This is a genomic window from Silicimonas lutimaris (assembly GCF_047314965.1).
GTDB lineage: Bacteria > Pseudomonadota > Alphaproteobacteria > Rhodobacterales > Rhodobacteraceae > JAVJUV01.
Genome location: NZ_JBLBVK010000053.1, coordinates 47200 through 65687, shown reverse-complemented (window position 1 = coordinate 65687; position 18488 = coordinate 47200). Strand labels below are relative to the sequence as shown.

Sequence of the window (18488 nt, the reverse complement as noted above, 5' to 3'; positions counted from 1 at the left end):
AAGGTCACTGCTGAGCTTCAGTTGAGCGGTCGGAAGGCAGCGGGGAAAGGACTCCGATAATCGATTGCTTCTGCAACGGGCGTTTGGGTTCGGATTCGATGTCTGAGCTGAAGAAAAAGAGCAGCATCTGTAGCCCGGATATGATCGGAAGAACCGACAGCATCACGGTTCCTGTCGACGCCACCTCACCAGAGGACATGGACTCGCTCCACTTTATCGATCCAAAGACAACGCCGAAAAACAAGAGCGGAAGCCCGACCGCTAAATTGAGGGAGGCAATCGAGAAATCACGCAGAAAGTATTGATAGACGATACGCCTGACCGTGGCGTACATGTGGCGAAACAGGAAATCGAACAAGACAGACCGAATGGCCAGCCCGCTGATTTCCGCTCCATAAACCGCCCTCATAGGAACATCGAAAACTACTGCTCGAAGTTCACCAATCCGGATGAGGACATCGCTTTCAAAGAAATAGCGCTCTGCCAGCAGGTCAAGGTCAAGTGCGGCAAGGGTACGGGAATGTATGGCTGTGTACCCGTTCGTCGGATCGAAGACACTCCAGTAGCCACTTGAGAGCTTTGTCATGAAACTGAGGATCGCATTTCCAAAAAGCCGCATGGGCGGCATTGATTTTACTGCGCCGCGAGAGAAAAAGCGGTTTCCCTTGACGTAGTCAGCTTCGCCCAACTCGATCGGTCGGGTGAAGTTATTCATAATTTCTGGCGGCATCTGTCCATCGCCGTCGATTTTGACAACGATATCCATTCCGTCCGCCAGCGCTGCATGATAACCGGTCACAACGGCGCCGCCGACGCCTTTGTTCACCTTGTGCCGCAAGACAGTCACCCGAGGGTCGGTCACATTCGCTTCGATGTGGTCGCCACTGCCATCAGGGCATGCGTCATCAACCGCGTATATTTTCGCTACGCGTTCGTCGATCCGAGAAATGACATCAAGGACATGATCGGTGACACGAAAGCAGGGAACAACAACTGCGATCTTCATTCTGGGCCAATCCAACTCAATAATCGCGTTTCACGTTAGCAATATTTGCATTGTTTGCGGATTGGTTTCCCGTAGCAATGCCCGGGAGCGTTGCATTTTGGTTTCAAAACAAGACCGTCCCGCTTGTTGTCTGCCGTTCAGTAAAATCTTTTCCGCCTCAATTCCAATTTGAGGTGACTGTTCGTCTGTCGAACACTGCTCGATGTCGTGCAGTCCGGGCTTTTCGGGATGATAAGTTGGTCCGGGGAGCTTGAGTTGGACACCCAAGTTTTGTTGCGCGCCAAGCACACAACGCCGGGTTGCTTATGCGCGCGCTCGGTTTGGGGCGTGAAGCAGCAATTGGTTTCGCTAACATGGGTAAACCGTGATTTTCCGAAGTCTCCCGATTTGATCGAGCCCGTCGATGTTATCCGATCCCCTGCAATCTAGCTCCGTTATGCCGCCCCGTGCCGCCCCGGTCGACACTTTCCTTGCAAGCAAGACAGGGCTTTTCGCGGTTACCTTCGGGCTTACCTTTGCATTGTTGCTGGCTGTCTACTGGGCCAATCTCCCCGATCCGTTCGTTCGGCATGATGATTTCCCCTTCGTTCTCGGGATGCCCGAGGTCTACTACGAAAAGACGCTGAACGAAGGCCGCTGGCTGAACTACTTGTTTCTTGTCAAACCGTTCTTGGTTCCACCTGCGGTCGGCATGTTGCTGTACCTTGTGGCCTGGTCCGTTTTCGCGGCGGCTTTTGCCGTGCATTCCTTCGGGCCCAAAGTGGATATCTTTCCGGGTGCACGTCTGCTTCTTGCGTTTCTCATCGCGCTGACGCCGCAGATGTTCGAGATCGGTCAGTGGTTCAACACGATATTGCCTGGTACCTGGGTGCTTGCCGTCTTCGGCCTTGTCTGCCTTTTTGCGCCGAGACGGATCGCGATTTTTTCCATGTTGATTTTCGTTCCGCTCGGGTTCAGCGCCTATAATACCTTTCCATTTTACATGTTGGCGATGCTGCTTTGCCGGCTGGATCAGGACAGGTCGCTCCGAGATCTCGCATCCGTTCTGGCGCTATTCGTCGTCAGCTTTGCAATAGGGATGTACGGGACATACGCACTGAACTGGTATGCCCACGGCGTGTTCGGTATCGAGGAAGCCGAGTGGCGCCGACCTAATTACGTCGAGAGCCTGTCGGACCTTGGAGAGAATGCCGGGGTCTTGGTGCACTTCCTGGCCAATCTGCTTTACGCCTACGGGTTCAACTCGAAGCTGGCCGGTTTTCTGATATTTGCTGTCTCGACACTGTCGGTCCTTGTCCTGCTCCGCTACGACCGGATGTTGACGCTGTATGCGTTTTGCCCGGTCGTGCTTGGGCTCGGTCTGCTTTCTGGGTATGCATTGATGACCGGGATCAATGTGCCAGTGCGGGCAACCGCGTTCTTATGGTTCGTTGCCTCCTTCAGTCTCATAGTCAGCATGCAAATCCTGAGCGTCAGCCTCCTTTCAAGGGCTGTACTTGGCATGCTGCTGTTCGCTGTGTTGGCGTTCTGGGCTTACAGGGAAAACTGGTCTTTCCGGCTTCTACAGGTTTGGCAGGCGTCGACCTACAGTCTCTCGCAGCGGGTGCCTGCCGAAAGCGAGCGAATTGTCGTCTTTGGACATATGGCCATGATCGACGGCGCGGCAATCGCCGGAATCCAGAGTTTCAACGGGCTGGGCTATCGGCTTCGATACCTCACGGGCAAGCCGACGGTGACATGCTGGACCGAGGAGACGCGCTGCAGCGGAGAGACGCCGCCCTTCGATCCGATGCCGCGGCATGGGTCGACCGAGATCGCGACCGAGAACGGCGTGACCTACATCCGGCTTCCGGCGCTGGACCGGGTGCCTTAACCTCCTGCGGCTTCCAGCCGTTCGAGAGCCTTCATCCAGAGCGCCTCGGCGCGTTCCAGCCCGTCCTCGACCTCGGCGAATTTCTTTTGCCAGCTCTCGGTTTCGGCGATCCGGGAAGGGTCGTACATGGCCGGGTCCGCCAGCTTGGCCGCCAGTTTCTCGCGGATATCGGTCAGTTTCTCGACGCGCGCTTCGGCTGTCGACACGGCCTGGCGCAATTCGGCGATCTCGTGGCGCGAGGGCTTCTCGGTCCTTTCCCTCGGTTTCTCGGTCTTCGGGGCTGGCTGGTCCAGCAGCATGCGCCGGTAGGCCTCGAGGTCCTCGTCATAGGGCGTGACCCGGCCGTCCTTCACCAGCCAGAGCCGGTCGGCGACGTGGGCCAGAAGGTGCATGTCGTGGCTGACCAGAACGACTGCGCCGGTATAGGCGGTAAGCGCCTCGATCAGCGCTTCCCGGCTTTCCATGTCGAGGTGGTTGGTCGGCTCGTCGAGGATCAGCAGGTGCGGCGCGTCGAGGGTCGCGAGGAGGAGCGAGAGGCGGGCCTTCTGCCCGCCGGACAGGCGGGCGGCGACGGTGTCGGCCTGTTCCGCGCCAATGCCGAAGCCTGCGAGACGCGCACGAAGCCGGGCAGGCGCTTCGTCGGGGCGCAGGCGCCGGACGTGGTCGAGGGGCGTCTCATCGGCGTGGAGTTCGTCAAGCTGGTGCTGGGCGAAATAGCCGACGCGAAGCTTGCGGGCGCGGGTCAGGCGGCCGCCGAGCGGATCGAGCTTTCCGGCGAGAAGCTTCGACAGTGTGGATTTGCCTTCGCCATTGCGGCCCAGAAGCGCGATACGGTCGTCCTGGTCGATGCGGAGCGTCAGTTTCGAAAGCACCGGCTGGCGGTCATAGCCGACGGATGCCGACTCCATGTTGATGATCGGAGGCGACAGTTCCTCGGGTTCGGGGAAGGTGAATTTTCGAAGCGCGGCTTCCTGCGGCGAGGTGATCGGCGTCATTCTCGCGATCATCTTCAGGCGCGACTGGGCCTGCGTCGCCTTGGATGCCTTGGCGCGGAAGCGGTCGACGAAGGATTGCAGATGGGCGCGCCGCGCCTCCTGCTTCTTCGCCTCGGCCTCGGCGACGGCCAGCCGCGCGGCGCGGGTCTGGGCAAAGGTGTCGTAATTGCCGTTGTAGAGCGTCAGCTTCCGGTCTTCGAGGTGAAGGATCGAAGTGACGGCGCGGTTCAGGAGGCCACGATCGTGGCTGATGGTGATGACCGTGTGCGGATATTTCGCGAGGTAGGATTCCAGCCAGAGCGCGCCTTCGAGGTCGAGATAGTTCGTCGGCTCGTCGAGTAGGAGCAGGTCCGGGGCGCTGAACAGAACGCCCGCCAAGGCGACGCGCATCCGCCAGCCGCCGGAGAAGGCCGAGCAAGGCATCGCCTGTTCGGCTTCTGTGAAGCCGAGGCCCTTGAGGATGATCGAAGCGCGCGCTTCGGCGGACCAGGCGTCGATGTCGGCGAGCCGGGTCTGGATTTCGGCGATGCGGGCCGGGTTCTCGGCGGTTTCCGCTTCGGCCAGCAGCGATGCGCGTTCTGTATCGGCCTGAAGCACCGTGTCGAGAAGCGAGGTCTCGGAGCCCGGCACTTCCTGCGCGACGCCGCCGATCCGGGCTTGCCGGGGCACGCGGATATCGCCGCCCTCGAGCGCGATTTCCCCCCGTATCAGCCGGAAGAGCGTGGTCTTGCCGGTGCCGTTGCGTCCGACGAGGCCGACCTTGTGGCCGTCGGGAATGACGGCGGAGGCGCCCTCGAAGAGAGGGCGGCCTTCGACCGCGTAGCGTATGTCGTCGATGCGGAGCATGTGGCAGGCTTTGGCGCACATGGGCTGCGGCGTCAATCGGGGGCAGCGTCGTGTCGCCTCCGGCGGGAGTATTTTTGAAAAGAAGAAACCGGATTTTAATAAGAATGTCGTCCTCTTTCTCCGCGGTACAGGCTGGAGAGCCGATGACCGCAAAAGGAGAAGCCCTCCTGTCCCGGCCGGACCCTCGGTGCGCGCACGGGGCAGGAGGCATCTCTGGTTTCTTCTTTTTTCAAATACTCACGGCGCGCCCCCTTGGGGCCGGGCGGTCGGCAGACCTTTTCAAGCCGGACGGCGCGTGCTAGGCGGGCGGCGAAAATCAGGCGGGGCGCATGGGGCGCTGGCCGCCGCATCGTCTTAAGAGGCAAGAGACATGGCAATCGAACGCACGCTGTCCATCATCAAACCCGACGCGACCAAGCGGAACCTGACCGGCAAGATCAATGCCAAGTTCGAGGAAGCAGGGCTGCGCATCGTCGCGCAGAAGCGCATTCACCTGACCAAGGCGCAGGCGGGCAAGTTCTATGAGGTGCATGCCGAGCGCCCGTTCTATGACGAGCTGTGCGAATTCATGGCTTCGGAACCCGTCGTGGTGCAGGTGCTGGAAGGCGAAGGCGCGATCGCGAAGAACCGCGAAGTGATGGGTGCGACCAACCCGGCCGATGCGGCTCCCGGTACGATCCGCGCCGAGTTCGCGGAATCGGTCGGCGAGAATTCGGTTCACGGCTCGGACGCGCCTGAAACGGCGGCGGTCGAGATCGCCTATTTCTTTTCGGGCCTCGAGCTCGTCGGATAAACCGCGTCAATCGGAAGAGTTTGGAAAAGGCCGCCGAAAAGCGCGGCCTTTTTTATTTCCTTCAGGGAATAACGGCGCGCGATATTGGGGGTCTTCCAATTCGCATTCGGCTTAGTCTAGCCCGCGCGTTCCGGTTTTTGCGAGGCGAACGCCTATCCGGTCGAGTTCGGCCGCGAGGGCCGAAGAGGGGCCTTGTTCGTCCAATTCCTTGGCGCGGGCGCAAATCAGGTCGAAGCGTCGCCTGAGGTCGGTTTTCTCTTTTCCCTGGCAGTCATTCCACGGGCGGCCCTGCAAGCCCATGACCATTGCGTAGTAGCCGATGAAGTGAGGCCGCGTGCCGTGGCGCAGAAGCTGCTCGTAGGCCGTATCGGCGCCGAGGTCGCGCAGCTGCTCGGCAGACGTGATACCGGCCAGGGCAAAGGCCCTGTCGGATGCAGGGCCAAGGTTTCGGATCGAGGAGACGGGCACGGGCATGGCCCGAAGTCTAGCGATCCTGACGATCTATCGAAAGCTCAGATCGATGCCCAGTCGGTGATCCTGGGCGGCTTTTCGTCCTTCGGCGGTTTTGCCTTCCGGGCATCGTCCTTGGTGCGCGTGTCGCGCGCGCTTTTGGGTTTGGGGTCTTTCAGGGGTTTGGTTTGTTCTTCGGCCATGACGGGCCTCCGGTACTGCGGTCACGCGGACCATTCGCTGTGCAATCATTGAGCAGGAGGGATCCGGCCAAAACGTGACCGGGGTCTGCCGATACGGTGATTTTTCTGCGCAACGCGGAATAACATGCGAAATGTTCAATTCAGATGACCATGAATTCCAATTGTGATGCGGGGGCTGAGGTATATTCCGTTTTTCCCGAGCCGTCGTCGAACAGCCAATGTCTTATCTACAGAGGTGTTGCCGAATTCATTTTTATTGATTCCCACGAGAATCGAGAGTTTTGGGATAAAAATTTTTGGATTTTTTGGATCTTGCAGGTGGTCTGTTGCCGTTTCGTGTTTAGTAGGCCGATTAATCTCGAGTTGTTGTGGGCAGGAAAACGCACAAATTTATCCACAACGCGATTCGGGCCTTGTTGGCGGGTTTTTGCCGGTGTTTGGGGGCCAAAATTGGGCATGACCGGCGGAACTTCGCCATATTTCGGCCCGGATCTGGGCAAAACACAACCTTAGGTTGAAAAACTCATCCAATCGAACGATGCGATGAGCCTAAATAAAACATTACGTTAATCGGGAGCCGGGGGGACAGACGCCGGTTCGTATCGTGACGTCGCAAATCGCGACAGTTTTTGGCAGCATTTGTAAGGAGTACTGAAATGCGCGATCTCTTCATCAAATTCCGTAAAGACGAATCCGGTGCCTCGCTGGTTGAATATGCCGTTGCTCTGATCGTTGTGACGATCATCGGCGGTGCCGGCGTGATCATCCTGGGTCAGAACGCTGGTGGTCTGGCCGAGATGGGCTGTGAAACTGCTGGTGTGGCGCTGTCGCAGGCAGTTACGCAGGCGGCTTCGGGTGTTGCGCCGACGACCGCTGCGGTTGTCACCTGCTGAACGTGACCTATGTTCCGCGGCCCCTGGCGGGTCGCGGAGCATCTCTCTGACGGCCGGAATGGTCCGGCCTTTCGGAAGGAGACAGAAGGTGCAAAATCTTCGCAAGCTGATATCCCGCTTCATCGCCGATACCGCAGGGGCCGGACTGGTCGAATATGCGGTCGCCCTGATTGTCGTGACCATTGTCGGTTCGATCATCTTCGTGTTCGGCGGGAACATTGCCGGTATCATCAACGTTTCCGCGGGGGCCTTCTGAACTCTAACGGTCGCCCCTAACGCAGGAGTATGAGAAATGCGTTTTCGTTCTTTGTTGATCATTATGTTGGGGATGGCCTTGGCGGGTTTCTCGGTCTACGCGTCCCGCGAGTTCCTACAGGTGCAGCCGGCGACCGCATCGGTCGATCCTGCCGCTCCCGCCCTGGTGAGCGTCGTCGTTGCCGGTCAGGACATTCCGTTCGGTTCCACGATCGAGGCGCACAAACTGACCACTATCCAGTGGCCTGCCGACGCGGTGCCGCCGGGAACGTACCGCGACTACAGCGACCTCATTCCCCAGAACGGTCTTGAACCGCGCCGCGCCAAGCGGGCGATGGCCCAGGGTGAACTGGTGCTTGTGAACAAGATTTCGGATTATGGTGAGAAGGTCACCATTGTTCAGACACTGAAGCCGGGCAACCGTGCCGTGGCGATCAACGTAGATGTGCAGAGTGCCGTCGGCGGCTTCGTGACGCCGGGTGATCTGGTCGACATCCTGTTGACGACCTCGGATGCCAAGGGTCTGCGCGTGAACACCATTCTGCAGAACATCCGCATCATCGCCGTCGACCAGCAGGCTGACGAAAATCAGGAACAGGCTATGCTTGGCCGGACGGCGACCGTCGAGGTCACGCCTGAGCAGGCGCAGATGCTGGCGGTGGCTCAGGCGGCCGGTCGGCTCAGCCTGACGCTGCGCAACATGGCGGAAGACGACGCGCCTGAAGATCAGCCGATGGAATCGATCCGCATCTCGGACATCCTGCGCGAGAAGACGCCGGACGAGAACCCTGGCCCGAAGCAGGTCGTCAAGGTGCGCCGCGGCGCGGGTGACGCCCAGGCGGTCGAGATCGAACTCGAGGCTGAGCCGAAAGCCGAAGAGGACGTCAACTAACAAAGCGACACGCGGGGCCTCGGGCCCCGCGTATCCACCAAAAGTTTCCAACCCGTCCAGTTGCCAACGGTATAACCATGAACCCCATTCTCAAGATCAAGCAGTTCGCAAGTAGGGAAGATGGGTCGCTTCTGGTGTTCTTCCTTATCAGCGTCGTCACCATCCTGGGCATCGTCGCCCTGTCTTTCGACCTTGGACGCCGCGCCTCAGTTCAGACCGACATGCAATCCTTCGCCGACAACGTGGCCCTTGCGGCAGCCGGTGAGCTTGATGGACAGGAAGACGCCATAGCGCGGGCGACCTGGGCGGCGAACAACGCTATCGCTGCGGCGAACGAGACATTGAAAGCCGGAGTGTTTGCGGGACAGACCCTTTCAATCCAGTCTCTGGTTTTCTATTCGGCGCTGCCTGACAGGGATCGTCCGGCGTCATTCGCGGTCGCTGATCTATCCGACCCGACGAATGCAAGCTACAAGTATAGCCTGCCGACAACCAACACGACGACCGACGACTCGCTTGCCACTTTCGTGGGCGTGCGCCTGAACCGGGTCGATCCGCAATGGATTTTCGGCAAGGTGTTCGAGGGTGGCAACGATATCGACAACCTCGATCCTGGTGCGACGCCGGGTGATGCCAATGCGACAGACAATCGCCGCAGCGTCGGCGCTGTAGCCATCGCCGGCAACTCGGCCTGGACTTGCGAGGTTTCGCCGCTGATGTTTTGTCTGCCACCGGTGTCAGGAACGGCTGACCCCATCCAATTGCAGACGTTGAGCGCTGGCCGGGCGGTTCAGCTGCGCAGTGTAGGCAGGGACGCGGCTTGGAACCCGGGCGAGTTCGGGTTCCTGGACATCGACCGGTTGATTGCCGAAGACAGCAATGCCGCCGCCGGTGAATGCGCATCGGAATCGCCGGAATCGCGCCGCCAAGCCTGTCTGCTGGCCAAGGGCATCGACACATGTTTCAACAGTCGCGGCGTTGACATCCAGCCCGGTCAGCGGAGCGGTCAGGAAACCGCCGGCTTCAATCTGCCGTTCGGTATCTTTGAGCAGGTCATGAATAACTTGAGAGGCGATGAGGGATACGAGGTAGGGCCGCATATCGTCGGCGGACGTGAGGTCAACAACGGTTCCTGCAATGACACGGGCCCGCTGACCGATACGATGGGCTTCACGCTGGACAATTGCCATTACACTGGCGGCTGTACCGATGGACGATTTGGTGACGGAACCTGGACGACTGGCAAGGACCGCTATCTTGACACGAACTATTCCGTGCGGAATCCCGCTTTCGATCCATCTCTGGACGAGGACCCGGTGTCCAATCCGCGGAACATCGTAGATGGGGACTGGTTCGACTTCCCTCCACCCACGACGGTTCCTACTGGATGGACTGGCGGTTACACGCGCTACCAGTACTACCTCATGGAGATCGAACGAGCGGCGAACGGCGGCGTCATGACTGGGTATCCGGCGCACCCGGCGTTTGACGGATTTACCGCTGACTGGAGTGACGCGAAATACGGGACGGATACCGGTACAGTAGCGTTCGACACCTGGGACGACTATTGGGGAACGGCGGGAAGCGGCAATCCGATTATCCCTGACGCCCATAACCGCTCCGAGAATGGCCTGCCGCAGTGCAGCCAGGTTACGGGTGGCGGTGATCCAGATCGCCGCGTGGTCGTGATCGCAGGTATCGACTGTTCAAACCAGACGTTGACCGGGAGAGAGGAAAACGTGGAGGTGATTCAGTATTACCGGACTTTCATGCTCAGCCCCGCGACCGAGATTTCGAACGATCCAAGCAACGGTCAGATGTTCGACCTTTGGGTTGAGATCATCGAACCCATCGGGGGAGAAGCCGGTGGCAGCACGGTCGATGCGGGGGTCTTCCGCGAAGTGGTCCAGTTGTACAAGTGATGATCAAGGTGTTGACATATATCGGTAAACTGTCCAGATGGCGTCGGGACGAGGTGGGGGCGACGGCGGTCGAATTCGTCATCGTCATGCCGATCCTGTTGGTGACTTTCGCGGTCATCGTGGAAGGCTCCCGGATCTACTGGAACTACCAGGCGGCGGTCACTGGCGTGCGGGATGCGGCCCGGTTTGTGGCGCGCACGACGAACAACGATGTCTGCGACACGGGCGGGACGACTTTCGACGCGACCGCTGCTGCCAATACTGCCGCTGCCATCATCCGCTCAAGCCTCGATACCGACAGAAGCACTACGGCGTTCGATTTTCCGTCAGGTGTGTCGCTTGCCGCGACCAACCCCGTCACCACGTCGCGCAGCTGCGTCCCGATCAGGGCTGTTACAGGTGGCGCCGTTCTGGACACAGCGCCTGTGGTTCGGGTCGACGCGACGGTCGTCATTCAACTGCCGCTGGCGCCTCTTTGGGGATTCTTCCTGACTGGCGCCGAAAACGGAACCGTCACATCGACGATCACCGATCAGTCGCGGATATATGGCCTATGACCTGGGACAAGCTGATATCCGCCATTCGCCGGCAAGCTCGCGACGAGACAGGTGCGTCGCTGATCGAGTACACCGTGGTGATCTCGCTGTTCCTGCTGGTCTATTTCGCGGTACTGGATTTCGGGCGGCTTGGCTTCAACTGGGTGATGACCGAGAAGGCAATGCAGCGCGCAGCGCGGATCGCAACGGTGCGCCCGCCGGTTTGTGCGAACGTGCCTGAGAGCCATACCCTGGCAACGGGATCGACCTCGAACTTCGGCACGCTTTGCCGGGTTTCCGGTACCTGCGCCGCTGAAGCGACGCGCATTTGCGCCCTTGGCGCTGCAACTGATTTTTCGGCGACCTTCCCGTGCACGTCTCCCATTGTCGCGCCTACGCTGGGCAGTAACCCTTCACAGGCCGATATCGACGCGCGCAACCTAGCTCTTCGCCGCCAGTCCGCGCAAGAGATCTGGTGCACGCTGGAGCCGATTCTTCCGTCGAACGCGACGCCGAACAACATCTTCGTCGAGTATCGATACAATTCGAACCTCGGCTTCGCCGGAGGGCCCTACACGCCGATGGTCACCGTGGGCGTTGTGAACGCAGGCTCGAACGTCGGCACGCCGCTGCGTTTCGAGTTTCTGACGCCGATTCCGGGTCTGGCGGCTATTGCCGGTGGTGTATCGACCACGAATATCGATCAATCAACGAGCCTTCCTTCGATTCCTTTCCCCAGCATCAACGTTTCGCTGCCGGGCGAGGACCTGAATACTGGCAACGACGGATAATTGGGCTGAGTAACCCGAGGGGATGACATATGTCGCGTAAAAGAACTTCGATCCTGCTGTTTTCCGACGATAAGGAAATTTCGTCGTCAGTACAGGGCGCTTTGGCCAATCTTCAGGGGTTGAAGGTGAAGTCCGAGGAGGTATCGGTCGCCAATCTGAACGGCAAGGCGTTCGACATGGCCTCGGAGAATGACATCGTCATTTTCGCTACCGATCCCGAGAATACGGCCGATCTTTCGGCGATCAAGCAGCTGAATGCACGCCGCAGCCAGGGAACGGTGTTCCTTGCGCTGACCGACAGTGACATTCCGTTGGCTCGGGTGCGCGCGCTAAGCGACGCCGGCGTGGACGACGTTCTGCCGTATCCGATCTCTCAGGATGAGCTGTCGCGCCAGGTGGACAAGTGGATCAAGAAGCTGGCCGCCAGCACGATGTCCCTCGGCGACCACGAAGGGGTCATCATCCCGGTTGTTCAGGCGCGGGGCGGGATCGGAAGCACGACCGTGGCCGTGAACCTTGCCGACCACCTGATCACGCGCAAGGGTCGCTTCAGCAAGGAAGTGTCGAACAGCGTTGCCCTGGTCGATCTGGATGTGCAGTTCGGCAGCGTCGGCGACTTTCTCGAAATCGATCCGCAACAGGCCCTCTACCAGATGGCCGTCGGCGGCGTGATCCCCGATGCCCAGTGGGTCGAGCAGTCGATGACCGAAACCGAAGGCGGCCTGCATGTGCTGACGGCGCCGCAGGATTTCATGCCTCTGGACGCAATCAACGACAAGCAGGTCGAGGTTCTGATTGACGCGTTGAGACGTACCCACGACTACGTCGTTCTCGACCTTCCGCGCGCCATCGTATCATGGATACAGCCGGTCATGGAGTTTGCCGACGAACTGATCATCGTCAGCGACACGACCGTGCCGTCGATCCGCTCGGCCAAGCGCCTGATCGACTTCTACAAGGGCGAAAACCCCGGTCTGAAAGTGAATGTCGTCATCAACCACGAGAAAAAACCGCTGGTTCAGGCGCATCACCACAAGGAAGCCGCACGGGCGCTGGATCTCAAGTTCGAGAACTGGCTGCCGCATGATCCGAAGGCGGCCAGAATGTCGGTGGACTATGGCAAACCGCTTTCGGCGGTCGCGCCGCGCTCGGACCTGAACAAGGCCATCGCGGCATTGGCGAAATCAACGGCGAAGGCAATGCCTGCCGCCGAGCACGCAACGCATTAACGAGGAGACTAGGTCATGTTCAAGGGTTTCAACAAATCCACCAAGCCGGCCGAGACTGAAAAGAAAGTCGTAGCCCTGGAGGCCGCCAACGCGGTGACTTCCAATGCGCTTCGGTCTCTCAATGAAGCTGATGACAAGCTGGCCGACCGGCTTGAACTGAAGAACCGTCTTCACACCGCACTTCTCGAGCGTCTGAATCTGAGTGTCATCGACAAGGTTCAGCCCGACGAACTGCGCCGCGAGGTCGCGAACCTGGCCCAGCAGGTTCTGGCCGATGAAAAGCGGCCGATGAAGACCGAGGATTTCAAGCAGATCGTCGACGAGTTGATGGACGAGGTTCTGGGTTTCGGTCCGCTTGAGCCGCTTCTGGCGGACCCGACCATCAACGATATCCTCGTGAACTCGCACAGGAACGTCTATGTCGAACGGTTCGGTGTTCTGGAAAAGACGAATGTTCGGTTCCGGGACGAGCGGCACCTTCTGCGGATCATCGACAAGATCGTGTCGACCATCGGCCGGCGTATCGACGAGAGCCAGCCCTGGGTGGACGCCCGTCTTGAAGACGGCTCGCGTGTGAACGCCATCATCCGGCCCTGCGCCATCGACGGCCCGTCGCTCTCGATTCGTAAGTTCTCGCGCAAGCCGATCCTGATGGAGAAGATGATCGAGCTGGAATCCCTTTCGACCGAGGCTGCTGCGCTGCTGCGCGCGCTGGTGGCGGCGCGGATGAACATCCTGATCTCGGGCGGTACGGGTTCCGGCAAGACGACGCTTCTGAACGCAATGTCGCGCGCCATCGACAGTCACGAGCGGATCGTGACGATCGAGGACGCGGCTGAACTTCAGTTGCAGCAGGATCACGTCGTTCGCCTGGAAACGCGTCCTCCAAACCCGTCGGGCGCGGGCGCCATCTTCCAGCGTGACCTGGTCAAGAACGCGCTGCGTATGCGCCCTGACCGCATCATCGTGGGCGAGGTGCGTGGTGCAGAAACCTTCGACATGCTTCAGGCCATGAACACGGGCCACGACGGTTCGATGACGACGGTTCACGCCAACACCGCGCGCGATGCGCTGACCCGGATCGAGCAGATGGTGACCATGATCGGCATCGATCTGCCGCTCTCGGCCATCCGGAACCAGATTGCGTCGGGCATCAACTTCGTGGTCCAGCTCAACCGTCTGTCGGACGGTAACCGCAAGGTCATGAGCATCAGCGAGATCACCGGCATGGAAGGCGACACGATCACCATGCAGGACATCTTTGTCTTCAAGCGGACCGGCAAGGACGAGAACGGCAAGGTGCTGGGTCAGTTCATGCCGACCGGCATGCGTCCGAAATGCGCCGAGCAGCTGATCACCTCCGGTGTCGATCTGAGCGGCACGAATATCATCAGGATGTAAGCCATGTTCCAGGAGATACTGCAGCAAATCGATCTTCAGTTCGCCGTCTATGTGGGTGCGGTGGTTGGTGGTCTTCTGATCCTGGAAGGTCTACGGCAGCTGGTTTCTCGCCGTGGACGGACCGAGGACATCCGCAGCCGCCGGATGAAGATGATCTCGAAGGGGGCAACGACCGAGGAAATCCTCGCGATCCTCAAGCCGGAGGAGAAGCGGACATTCATGAACCGCCTTCCGCTGGTGGGCGACTTGCCAAGGGTTCTGCGCCAGGCCGGGATCACGATGTCCTCGGGTGCCTTCCTGACCACCTGCTTCGCCGGCTTCGTTGCGGTTGTCGTCATCTTTTCGCAGTTGATGGTTCTGCCGACGGCAGTGCTGGTGGCCTTTATCCTCTGCTTCTTCGTGCCGATCATGGCCGTCCGGTTGCAGCGGACGCAGCGGGTCAACGATCTGATCCGCCAGCTTCCGGATGCACTGGACATGATGGCGCGCGGTCTTAAGGTTGGTCATCCCTTGAACGCATCTCTGGCGGCGGTCGCCAACGAGATGCCAGATCCGATCGGAACGGAATTCGGTATCGTGGTCGATCAGGTTTCCTATGGTGACGACCTGACGGATGCGTTCAACGAATTCGCGGACCGTATCAACGAAGAAGACCTTCAGTATCTTGCGACGGCGATCGCCATCCAGCACGGCACCGGCGGCGACCTGGCCCGGATTCTCAGCGTGCTGTCCAAGGTGATCCGCGACCGGCTGACGATGCGCCGCAAGATCAAGGCAATCTCGGCAGAAGGACGTCTGTCTGCGGCGATCCTGAGTGTCGTGCCCGTGATCATCTTTGTCGGTCTGAACGTGATGTCACCGGCCTATTACGGGGATATCGCGGATGAACCTGGCGCGAAGCCGCTGGTGTTCATCGTGGTGACGCTTGTTCTCGTGAACGCCGTCATTCTTCGCAAGCTGGTCACCTTCAGGTTCTAGGACGGGAGTTTCGATATGTGGGAATGGTTTCAGAGTCTTTTTCCTGCCCTGAACAGCGGTGGAAACATCCTGCTGATGATCGGGGTCGGTATCGGAACGATGCTTTTCGTCTTCGGTGCGTTCGATGCGGTGCGTCCCGCGAACCCGGCGGCCCGCCGATACAACAAGCACGGCCTTGGTCATCGCATGACGGCGTTCGACGCCGGGCTTCTCCACAACCCCGAGATCGATCCGAAGGGCATGTGGAAGGCCCTCATGCCGTCCGACAAGCGCGAGCGGAGCAGCCTTCGGCGCAACCTCACCAACGCCGGATTCGTCGGCGAAGGCGCCATTCTGAAGTTCTTCCTCTGGCGGATCGGTCTGGCGATCGGCCTGCCGATGGTGGTCGTGCTCCTGCTGTTCCTTCGACAGTCGGGTGTCTGGCTTCCGGGGCCGGTACTCTGGTTTGTCGACAGCACGCCGCGACTGGTCATGTTCCAGCTGCTGACGCTTCTGGCCGGTATCGGCTTCTTTCTTCCTTCGATCTGGCTTTCCAGAAAGGTCAAGGAGAGGCGGCGGGAGATCGAGGAAAGCTTCCCGAACGCTCTCGACCTGATCCAGATTTCGGTCGAGGCGGGCATGGGGCTTGATGCCGCGATGACGCGCGTTGGTAACGAGATGGTGCATTCTTCTCCGGCAATCAGCCAGGAGTTCCGCATGGTGCAGCTGGAGATTTCAGCAGGCGGCGAACGGGAAAGCGCTCTCATGGCCATGGCGCAGAGAACCGGTGTGGATGAGGTCGCCTCGTTCTCGAACGTGATCCTTCAGTCGATCCGCTTCGGTACCTCGATTTCCGACGCGCTTCAGATCTACGCGCACGAGATGCGTGTCAATCGCGAGTTGAAGGCCCAGGAAAAGGCGAACAAGCTGCCGGTGAAAATGTCGGCCGTTATGTCTGCCCTGATGCTGCCGGCCATGATCCTGCTGATCGTTGGCCCTGTCGTTATCCGCTGGATGAATACGTTCGGCGATTTGTGACTCCGCGTCGTTTCTCGCTGTATCCGTTGGGCCATCCGAAAGGATGGCCTTTCGGTTTTTTGCGAGTTGGTTCCGCCGCGCATGGGCGGCCGGTACATCACCAGAGATGCCCTTACGGCGGCGGAAAGGACGGCCAGGGTATGTGTTGCGTGAGAAGCACTGGCTGAATCGACGACATCGCCGCGACTCTGCCCTGCTTGATCCGAAACGATGAAAGCTGTCTATTTGCTGCGAAAAAAAGAGCAGTGAAATTGATACTTTCCATCGTGATCCCTTGCATGAACGAGGAGGAGACCGTTCCTCTGCTGGTTCAGCGCATTGTCGCTGCGACTGAGCCTTGGGCCGACTCCAGAGAGATCATTCTGGTGGATGACGGGTCTACCGATCGTACATGGGACGTGATCAGCCAGGCGTGCGAGTCCGTACCAACTTTGCGGGGTCTGCGTCTTTCTGCCAATCGCGGTCATCAGGTGGCGCTGACTGCCGGGCTTGAAGCGGCGCGCGGCGAACGCATTTTCATGCTCGACGCCGACTTGCAGGATCCGCCGGAGCTGATCGGTGACATGATGGCGATGATGGATCGCGGATACGACGTGGTGTATGGCCGTCGTCTTTCGCGCAAAGGCGAAACACTGTTCAAGCGCGCGACGGCCTATGTTTTCTATCGGCTTCTCAATACCCTATCCGATGCGAAAATCCCCAATGATACGGGCGATTTCAGGCTTGTGAACCGCAGGGCACTTGATGCCGTATTGTTGATGCCTGAAAAGTCCCGCTTCATCCGTGGCATGTTCAGCTGGGTAGGGTTCCGGCAGATCGGTGTCGAGTACGTCCGAGAGAAACGTGTTGCCGGAGAAACGAAATACCCGCTGCGTGCCATGATCAGATTTGCCTTGGATGCAGTGACCGGTTTCTCCACCCGGCCCTTGAGGCTGGCGACAAGACTGGCGTTCTACTCGCTGGCGATAACCTTCATCATGGTGCTGTATGCGATCGGTTCCATGATTTTCTATCAGACCGTTCCCGGTTGGTCTTCGATGCTGATTGCGATCAGCTTCTTTTCGGGGATTCAACTTCTTACCCTTGGCATCATGGGAGAATACCTCGGGAGGCTGTACATCGAAGCAAAAGGTCGCCCGTTGTACTTTACATCTGAAGAAGTCGGTTTCGATACGGTTTCCGAAACGAAGCAGAAAAATCAATGACTCAGGTGGAGTTCCTTCGCCTCCTTCGGTTTTCTACGACAGGCGGCCTTGTCGCCCTTATCTATGTCGTTATCTACCTTATGCTCGCCTCGGAAGCCGGCCTTGGCCAATTCCAGGCAAACCTGATCGCTTTTTCTTTGGCGGTGATTTTCCAATACATCGTGCAGACCTTGTGGACGTTCAAGGCATCGATCTGGAGTGCTCCACAGGTATTTCGCTTCGCCTTGACGATAGGTCTGGGATTGCTCTTTTCCTCGATTATCACATCGCTGGCAGGACCCTATTTTTCCTGGCCATCCTGGTTGAGCGCCTTGGTCGTAGTCGTGGTTCTTCCTGTTCTGAACTACATAATATTCCGCTTCTGGGTTTACCGAATTCCGAGCGCAAGAGAGGACTATAGATGAGTCACGTATATTCCCAAGAGTTCTTCGACTACATTGATCAGGGAGCACGCGCGTCGGCCAAGCGCCTGATCTCGGTCGCGCAGCCTTGGTTGCGCCCCGAAAGCGTAGTCGATTTCGGGTCCGGAAGAGGCGTGTGGTTGGATGAGTGGCGCAAAGCCGGCGTATCCGACGTTTGCGGCCTCGATGGGGATTATGTGGACCGCGCGCATCTTGCCATTCCCAAAGAGTGTTTCCGCGCGGTCGATCTGACAGTGCCGCAGGATCTTGGACGGCGCTTCGATCTCGCACAATCCCTGGAGGTCGGAGAGCATCTTCCCGAAACTGCAGCAGACACTCTTGTGGATGGGCTGGTGAAGCATGCCGATCTGATAATTTTTTCCGCCGCCGTGAAGGGGCAGGGCGGTGAGTTTCACATCAACGAACAGCCGTTGAGCTATTGGCAGGGCAAGTTCGAGGATCGCGGTTACGCGGCGTTCGACTGTCTCCGCCCGAAGCTGATGGGCGATCGCTCGGTTGAACCCTGGTACCGCTACAATTCAGTCCTTTACGCAAACGCCGCAGGAGAGAAGAGGCTGCCCAGCGATGTTCTGTCGACGCGCGTTCAAGGTCGAGTTGAGAATGCCGGTGATGCCCTTTGGCGTATGAGGCGGACGGTGGTTCGGGTTCTTCCCACCAGTGTTGTAACGGCCATTGCGCGGCAGAGAGCGAGTGTTCTTGCACGGCGAGCCAGGTCTGCGGGCGCGTAGGATTTCTTGGCCCGATCCGTCCCTAACGTTCCAAAACCCTTATGGCTGTGCGA

General features: G+C 59.0%; 19 protein-coding genes. 15 read left to right on the top strand and 4 right to left on the bottom strand.

Annotated features, from left to right (window positions below):
• Positions 1–4: 4 nt before the first annotated feature.
• On the bottom strand, positions 5–1006 hold the full coding sequence (locus tag ACKLNI_RS14380) for a glycosyltransferase family 2 protein (RefSeq protein ID WP_413719773.1): 1002 nt from the start codon (positions 1004–1006) through the stop codon (positions 5–7).
• A gap of 436 nt (positions 1007–1442) precedes the next feature.
• Here ACKLNI_RS14380 and ACKLNI_RS14375 point away from each other — a divergent pair, with 436 nt between their 5' ends.
• A complete protein-coding gene (locus ACKLNI_RS14375) occupies positions 1443–2879 on the top strand; it encodes a hypothetical protein (protein ID WP_413719772.1) in 1437 nt (478 codons plus the stop codon).
• Here the strand turns inward: ACKLNI_RS14375 and ACKLNI_RS14370 are convergent.
• Positions 2876–4720: an ABC-F family ATP-binding cassette domain-containing protein gene (locus ACKLNI_RS14370; protein WP_413719771.1), complete on the bottom strand. Its 1845-nt coding sequence runs from the start codon at positions 4718–4720 to the stop codon at positions 2876–2878. The genes ACKLNI_RS14375 and ACKLNI_RS14370 overlap by 4 nt on opposite strands.
• Before the next feature lie 370 nt (positions 4721–5090).
• Here ACKLNI_RS14370 and ndk point away from each other — a divergent pair, with 370 nt between their 5' ends.
• Positions 5091–5513, top strand: a complete 423-nt coding sequence (ndk, locus tag ACKLNI_RS14365; protein ID WP_413719770.1) for a nucleoside-diphosphate kinase — start codon at positions 5091–5093, stop codon at positions 5511–5513.
• A 111-nt stretch (positions 5514–5624) separates the two neighbouring features.
• Here ndk and ACKLNI_RS14360 read toward each other — a convergent pair whose 3' ends face one another.
• Both ACKLNI_RS14360 and ACKLNI_RS14355 read right to left on the bottom strand, forming a co-directional pair.
• Positions 5625–5987 (bottom strand): TfoX/Sxy family DNA transformation protein, encoded by a 363-nt coding sequence (locus ACKLNI_RS14360; protein WP_413719769.1) that lies wholly within the window; start codon positions 5985–5987, stop codon positions 5625–5627.
• A 38-nt stretch (positions 5988–6025) separates the two neighbouring features.
• Complete coding sequence (locus ACKLNI_RS14355; RefSeq protein ID WP_413719768.1) at positions 6026–6166, bottom strand: hypothetical protein; 141 nt, start codon at positions 6164–6166, stop codon at positions 6026–6028.
• Positions 6167–6822: 656 nt separating this feature from the next.
• Here ACKLNI_RS14355 and ACKLNI_RS14350 point away from each other — a divergent pair.
• The 13 genes from ACKLNI_RS14350 (at position 6823) to ACKLNI_RS14290 (ending at position 18435) form a co-directional block, all read left to right on the top strand.
• Positions 6823–7059 carry a Flp family type IVb pilin gene (locus ACKLNI_RS14350; protein ID WP_413719767.1) on the top strand — a complete coding sequence of 79 codons (237 nt, stop codon included), beginning with the start codon at positions 6823–6825 and terminating at the stop codon, positions 7057–7059.
• A gap of 88 nt (positions 7060–7147) precedes the next feature.
• Entirely contained in the window at positions 7148–7315 is a 168-nt protein-coding gene (locus tag ACKLNI_RS14345) for a hypothetical protein (protein ID WP_413719766.1), read from the top strand.
• 36 nt (positions 7316–7351) lie between these two features.
• Complete coding sequence (cpaB, locus tag ACKLNI_RS14340; protein WP_413719765.1) at positions 7352–8206, top strand: Flp pilus assembly protein CpaB; 855 nt, start codon at positions 7352–7354, stop codon at positions 8204–8206.
• Positions 8207–8283: 77 nt separating this feature from the next.
• A complete protein-coding gene (locus ACKLNI_RS14335) occupies positions 8284–10128 on the top strand; it encodes a pilus assembly protein TadG-related protein (protein WP_413719764.1) in 1845 nt (614 codons plus the stop codon).
• Positions 10128–10685: a TadE/TadG family type IV pilus assembly protein gene (locus ACKLNI_RS14330; RefSeq protein ID WP_413719763.1), complete on the top strand. Its 558-nt coding sequence runs from the start codon at positions 10128–10130 to the stop codon at positions 10683–10685. The genes ACKLNI_RS14335 and ACKLNI_RS14330 overlap by 1 nt, the downstream gene beginning before the upstream one ends.
• Complete coding sequence (locus tag ACKLNI_RS14325; RefSeq protein WP_413719762.1) at positions 10682–11455, top strand: TadE/TadG family type IV pilus assembly protein; 774 nt, start codon at positions 10682–10684, stop codon at positions 11453–11455. Before ACKLNI_RS14330 ends, ACKLNI_RS14325 begins: the two co-directional genes overlap by 4 nt.
• Positions 11456–11484: 29 nt before the next feature.
• On the top strand, positions 11485–12684 hold the full coding sequence (locus ACKLNI_RS14320; protein WP_413719761.1) for a CpaE/TadZ family protein: 1200 nt from the start codon (positions 11485–11487) through the stop codon (positions 12682–12684).
• Positions 12685–12699: 15 nt separating this feature from the next.
• Complete coding sequence (locus tag ACKLNI_RS14315; RefSeq protein WP_413719760.1) at positions 12700–14085, top strand: TadA family conjugal transfer-associated ATPase; 1386 nt, start codon at positions 12700–12702, stop codon at positions 14083–14085.
• 3 nt (positions 14086–14088) lie between these two features.
• Complete coding sequence (locus ACKLNI_RS14310) at positions 14089–15063, top strand: type II secretion system F family protein (RefSeq protein WP_413719759.1); 975 nt, start codon at positions 14089–14091, stop codon at positions 15061–15063.
• A gap of 15 nt (positions 15064–15078) precedes the next feature.
• Positions 15079–16080 carry a type II secretion system F family protein gene (locus tag ACKLNI_RS14305; RefSeq protein ID WP_413719758.1) on the top strand — a complete coding sequence of 334 codons (1002 nt, stop codon included), beginning with the start codon at positions 15079–15081 and terminating at the stop codon, positions 16078–16080.
• Between the two features lie 251 nt (positions 16081–16331).
• Positions 16332–17285, top strand: coding sequence for a glycosyltransferase family 2 protein (locus ACKLNI_RS14300; protein WP_413719850.1), 954 nt, complete (start codon positions 16332–16334; stop codon positions 17283–17285).
• Positions 17282–17689 carry a GtrA family protein gene (locus ACKLNI_RS14295; RefSeq protein WP_413719757.1) on the top strand — a complete coding sequence of 136 codons (408 nt, stop codon included), beginning with the start codon at positions 17282–17284 and terminating at the stop codon, positions 17687–17689. Before ACKLNI_RS14300 ends, ACKLNI_RS14295 begins: the two co-directional genes overlap by 4 nt.
• A complete protein-coding gene (locus ACKLNI_RS14290) occupies positions 17686–18435 on the top strand; it encodes a methyltransferase domain-containing protein (protein ID WP_413719756.1) in 750 nt (249 codons plus the stop codon). The genes ACKLNI_RS14295 and ACKLNI_RS14290 overlap by 4 nt, the downstream gene beginning before the upstream one ends.
• Positions 18436–18488: the final 53 nt, after the last annotated feature.

Bases quoted from the DNA above. Each gene is read 5' to 3' on its own strand.
- ACKLNI_RS14370 (WP_413719771.1), bottom strand. From the start codon at position 4,720: ATGCTCCGCATCGACGACATACGCTACGCGGTCGAAGGCCGCCCTCTC.
- ACKLNI_RS14375 (WP_413719772.1), top strand. From the start codon at position 1,443: ATGCCGCCCCGTGCCGCCCCGGTCGACACTTTCCTTGCAAGCAAGACA.
- ACKLNI_RS14315 (WP_413719760.1), top strand. From the start codon at position 12,700: ATGTTCAAGGGTTTCAACAAATCCACCAAGCCGGCCGAGACTGAAAAG.
- ACKLNI_RS14305 (WP_413719758.1), top strand. From the start codon at position 15,079: ATGTGGGAATGGTTTCAGAGTCTTTTTCCTGCCCTGAACAGCGGTGGA.
- ACKLNI_RS14330 (WP_413719763.1), top strand. From the start codon at position 10,128: ATGATCAAGGTGTTGACATATATCGGTAAACTGTCCAGATGGCGTCGG.
- ACKLNI_RS14350 (WP_413719767.1), top strand. From the start codon at position 6,823: ATGCGCGATCTCTTCATCAAATTCCGTAAAGACGAATCCGGTGCCTCG.
- ACKLNI_RS14380 (WP_413719773.1), bottom strand. From the start codon at position 1,006: ATGAAGATCGCAGTTGTTGTTCCCTGCTTTCGTGTCACCGATCATGTC.
- cpaB (WP_413719765.1), top strand. From the start codon at position 7,352: ATGCGTTTTCGTTCTTTGTTGATCATTATGTTGGGGATGGCCTTGGCG.
- ACKLNI_RS14310 (WP_413719759.1), top strand. From the start codon at position 14,089: ATGTTCCAGGAGATACTGCAGCAAATCGATCTTCAGTTCGCCGTCTAT.
- ACKLNI_RS14335 (WP_413719764.1), top strand. From the start codon at position 8,284: ATGAACCCCATTCTCAAGATCAAGCAGTTCGCAAGTAGGGAAGATGGG.
- ndk (WP_413719770.1), top strand. From the start codon at position 5,091: ATGGCAATCGAACGCACGCTGTCCATCATCAAACCCGACGCGACCAAG.
- ACKLNI_RS14325 (WP_413719762.1), top strand. From the start codon at position 10,682: ATGACCTGGGACAAGCTGATATCCGCCATTCGCCGGCAAGCTCGCGAC.
- ACKLNI_RS14320 (WP_413719761.1), top strand. From the start codon at position 11,485: ATGTCGCGTAAAAGAACTTCGATCCTGCTGTTTTCCGACGATAAGGAA.
- ACKLNI_RS14360 (WP_413719769.1), bottom strand. From the start codon at position 5,987: ATGCCCGTGCCCGTCTCCTCGATCCGAAACCTTGGCCCTGCATCCGAC.
- ACKLNI_RS14295 (WP_413719757.1), top strand. From the start codon at position 17,282: ATGACTCAGGTGGAGTTCCTTCGCCTCCTTCGGTTTTCTACGACAGGC.
- ACKLNI_RS14290 (WP_413719756.1), top strand. From the start codon at position 17,686: ATGAGTCACGTATATTCCCAAGAGTTCTTCGACTACATTGATCAGGGA.
- ACKLNI_RS14355 (WP_413719768.1), bottom strand. From the start codon at position 6,166: ATGGCCGAAGAACAAACCAAACCCCTGAAAGACCCCAAACCCAAAAGC.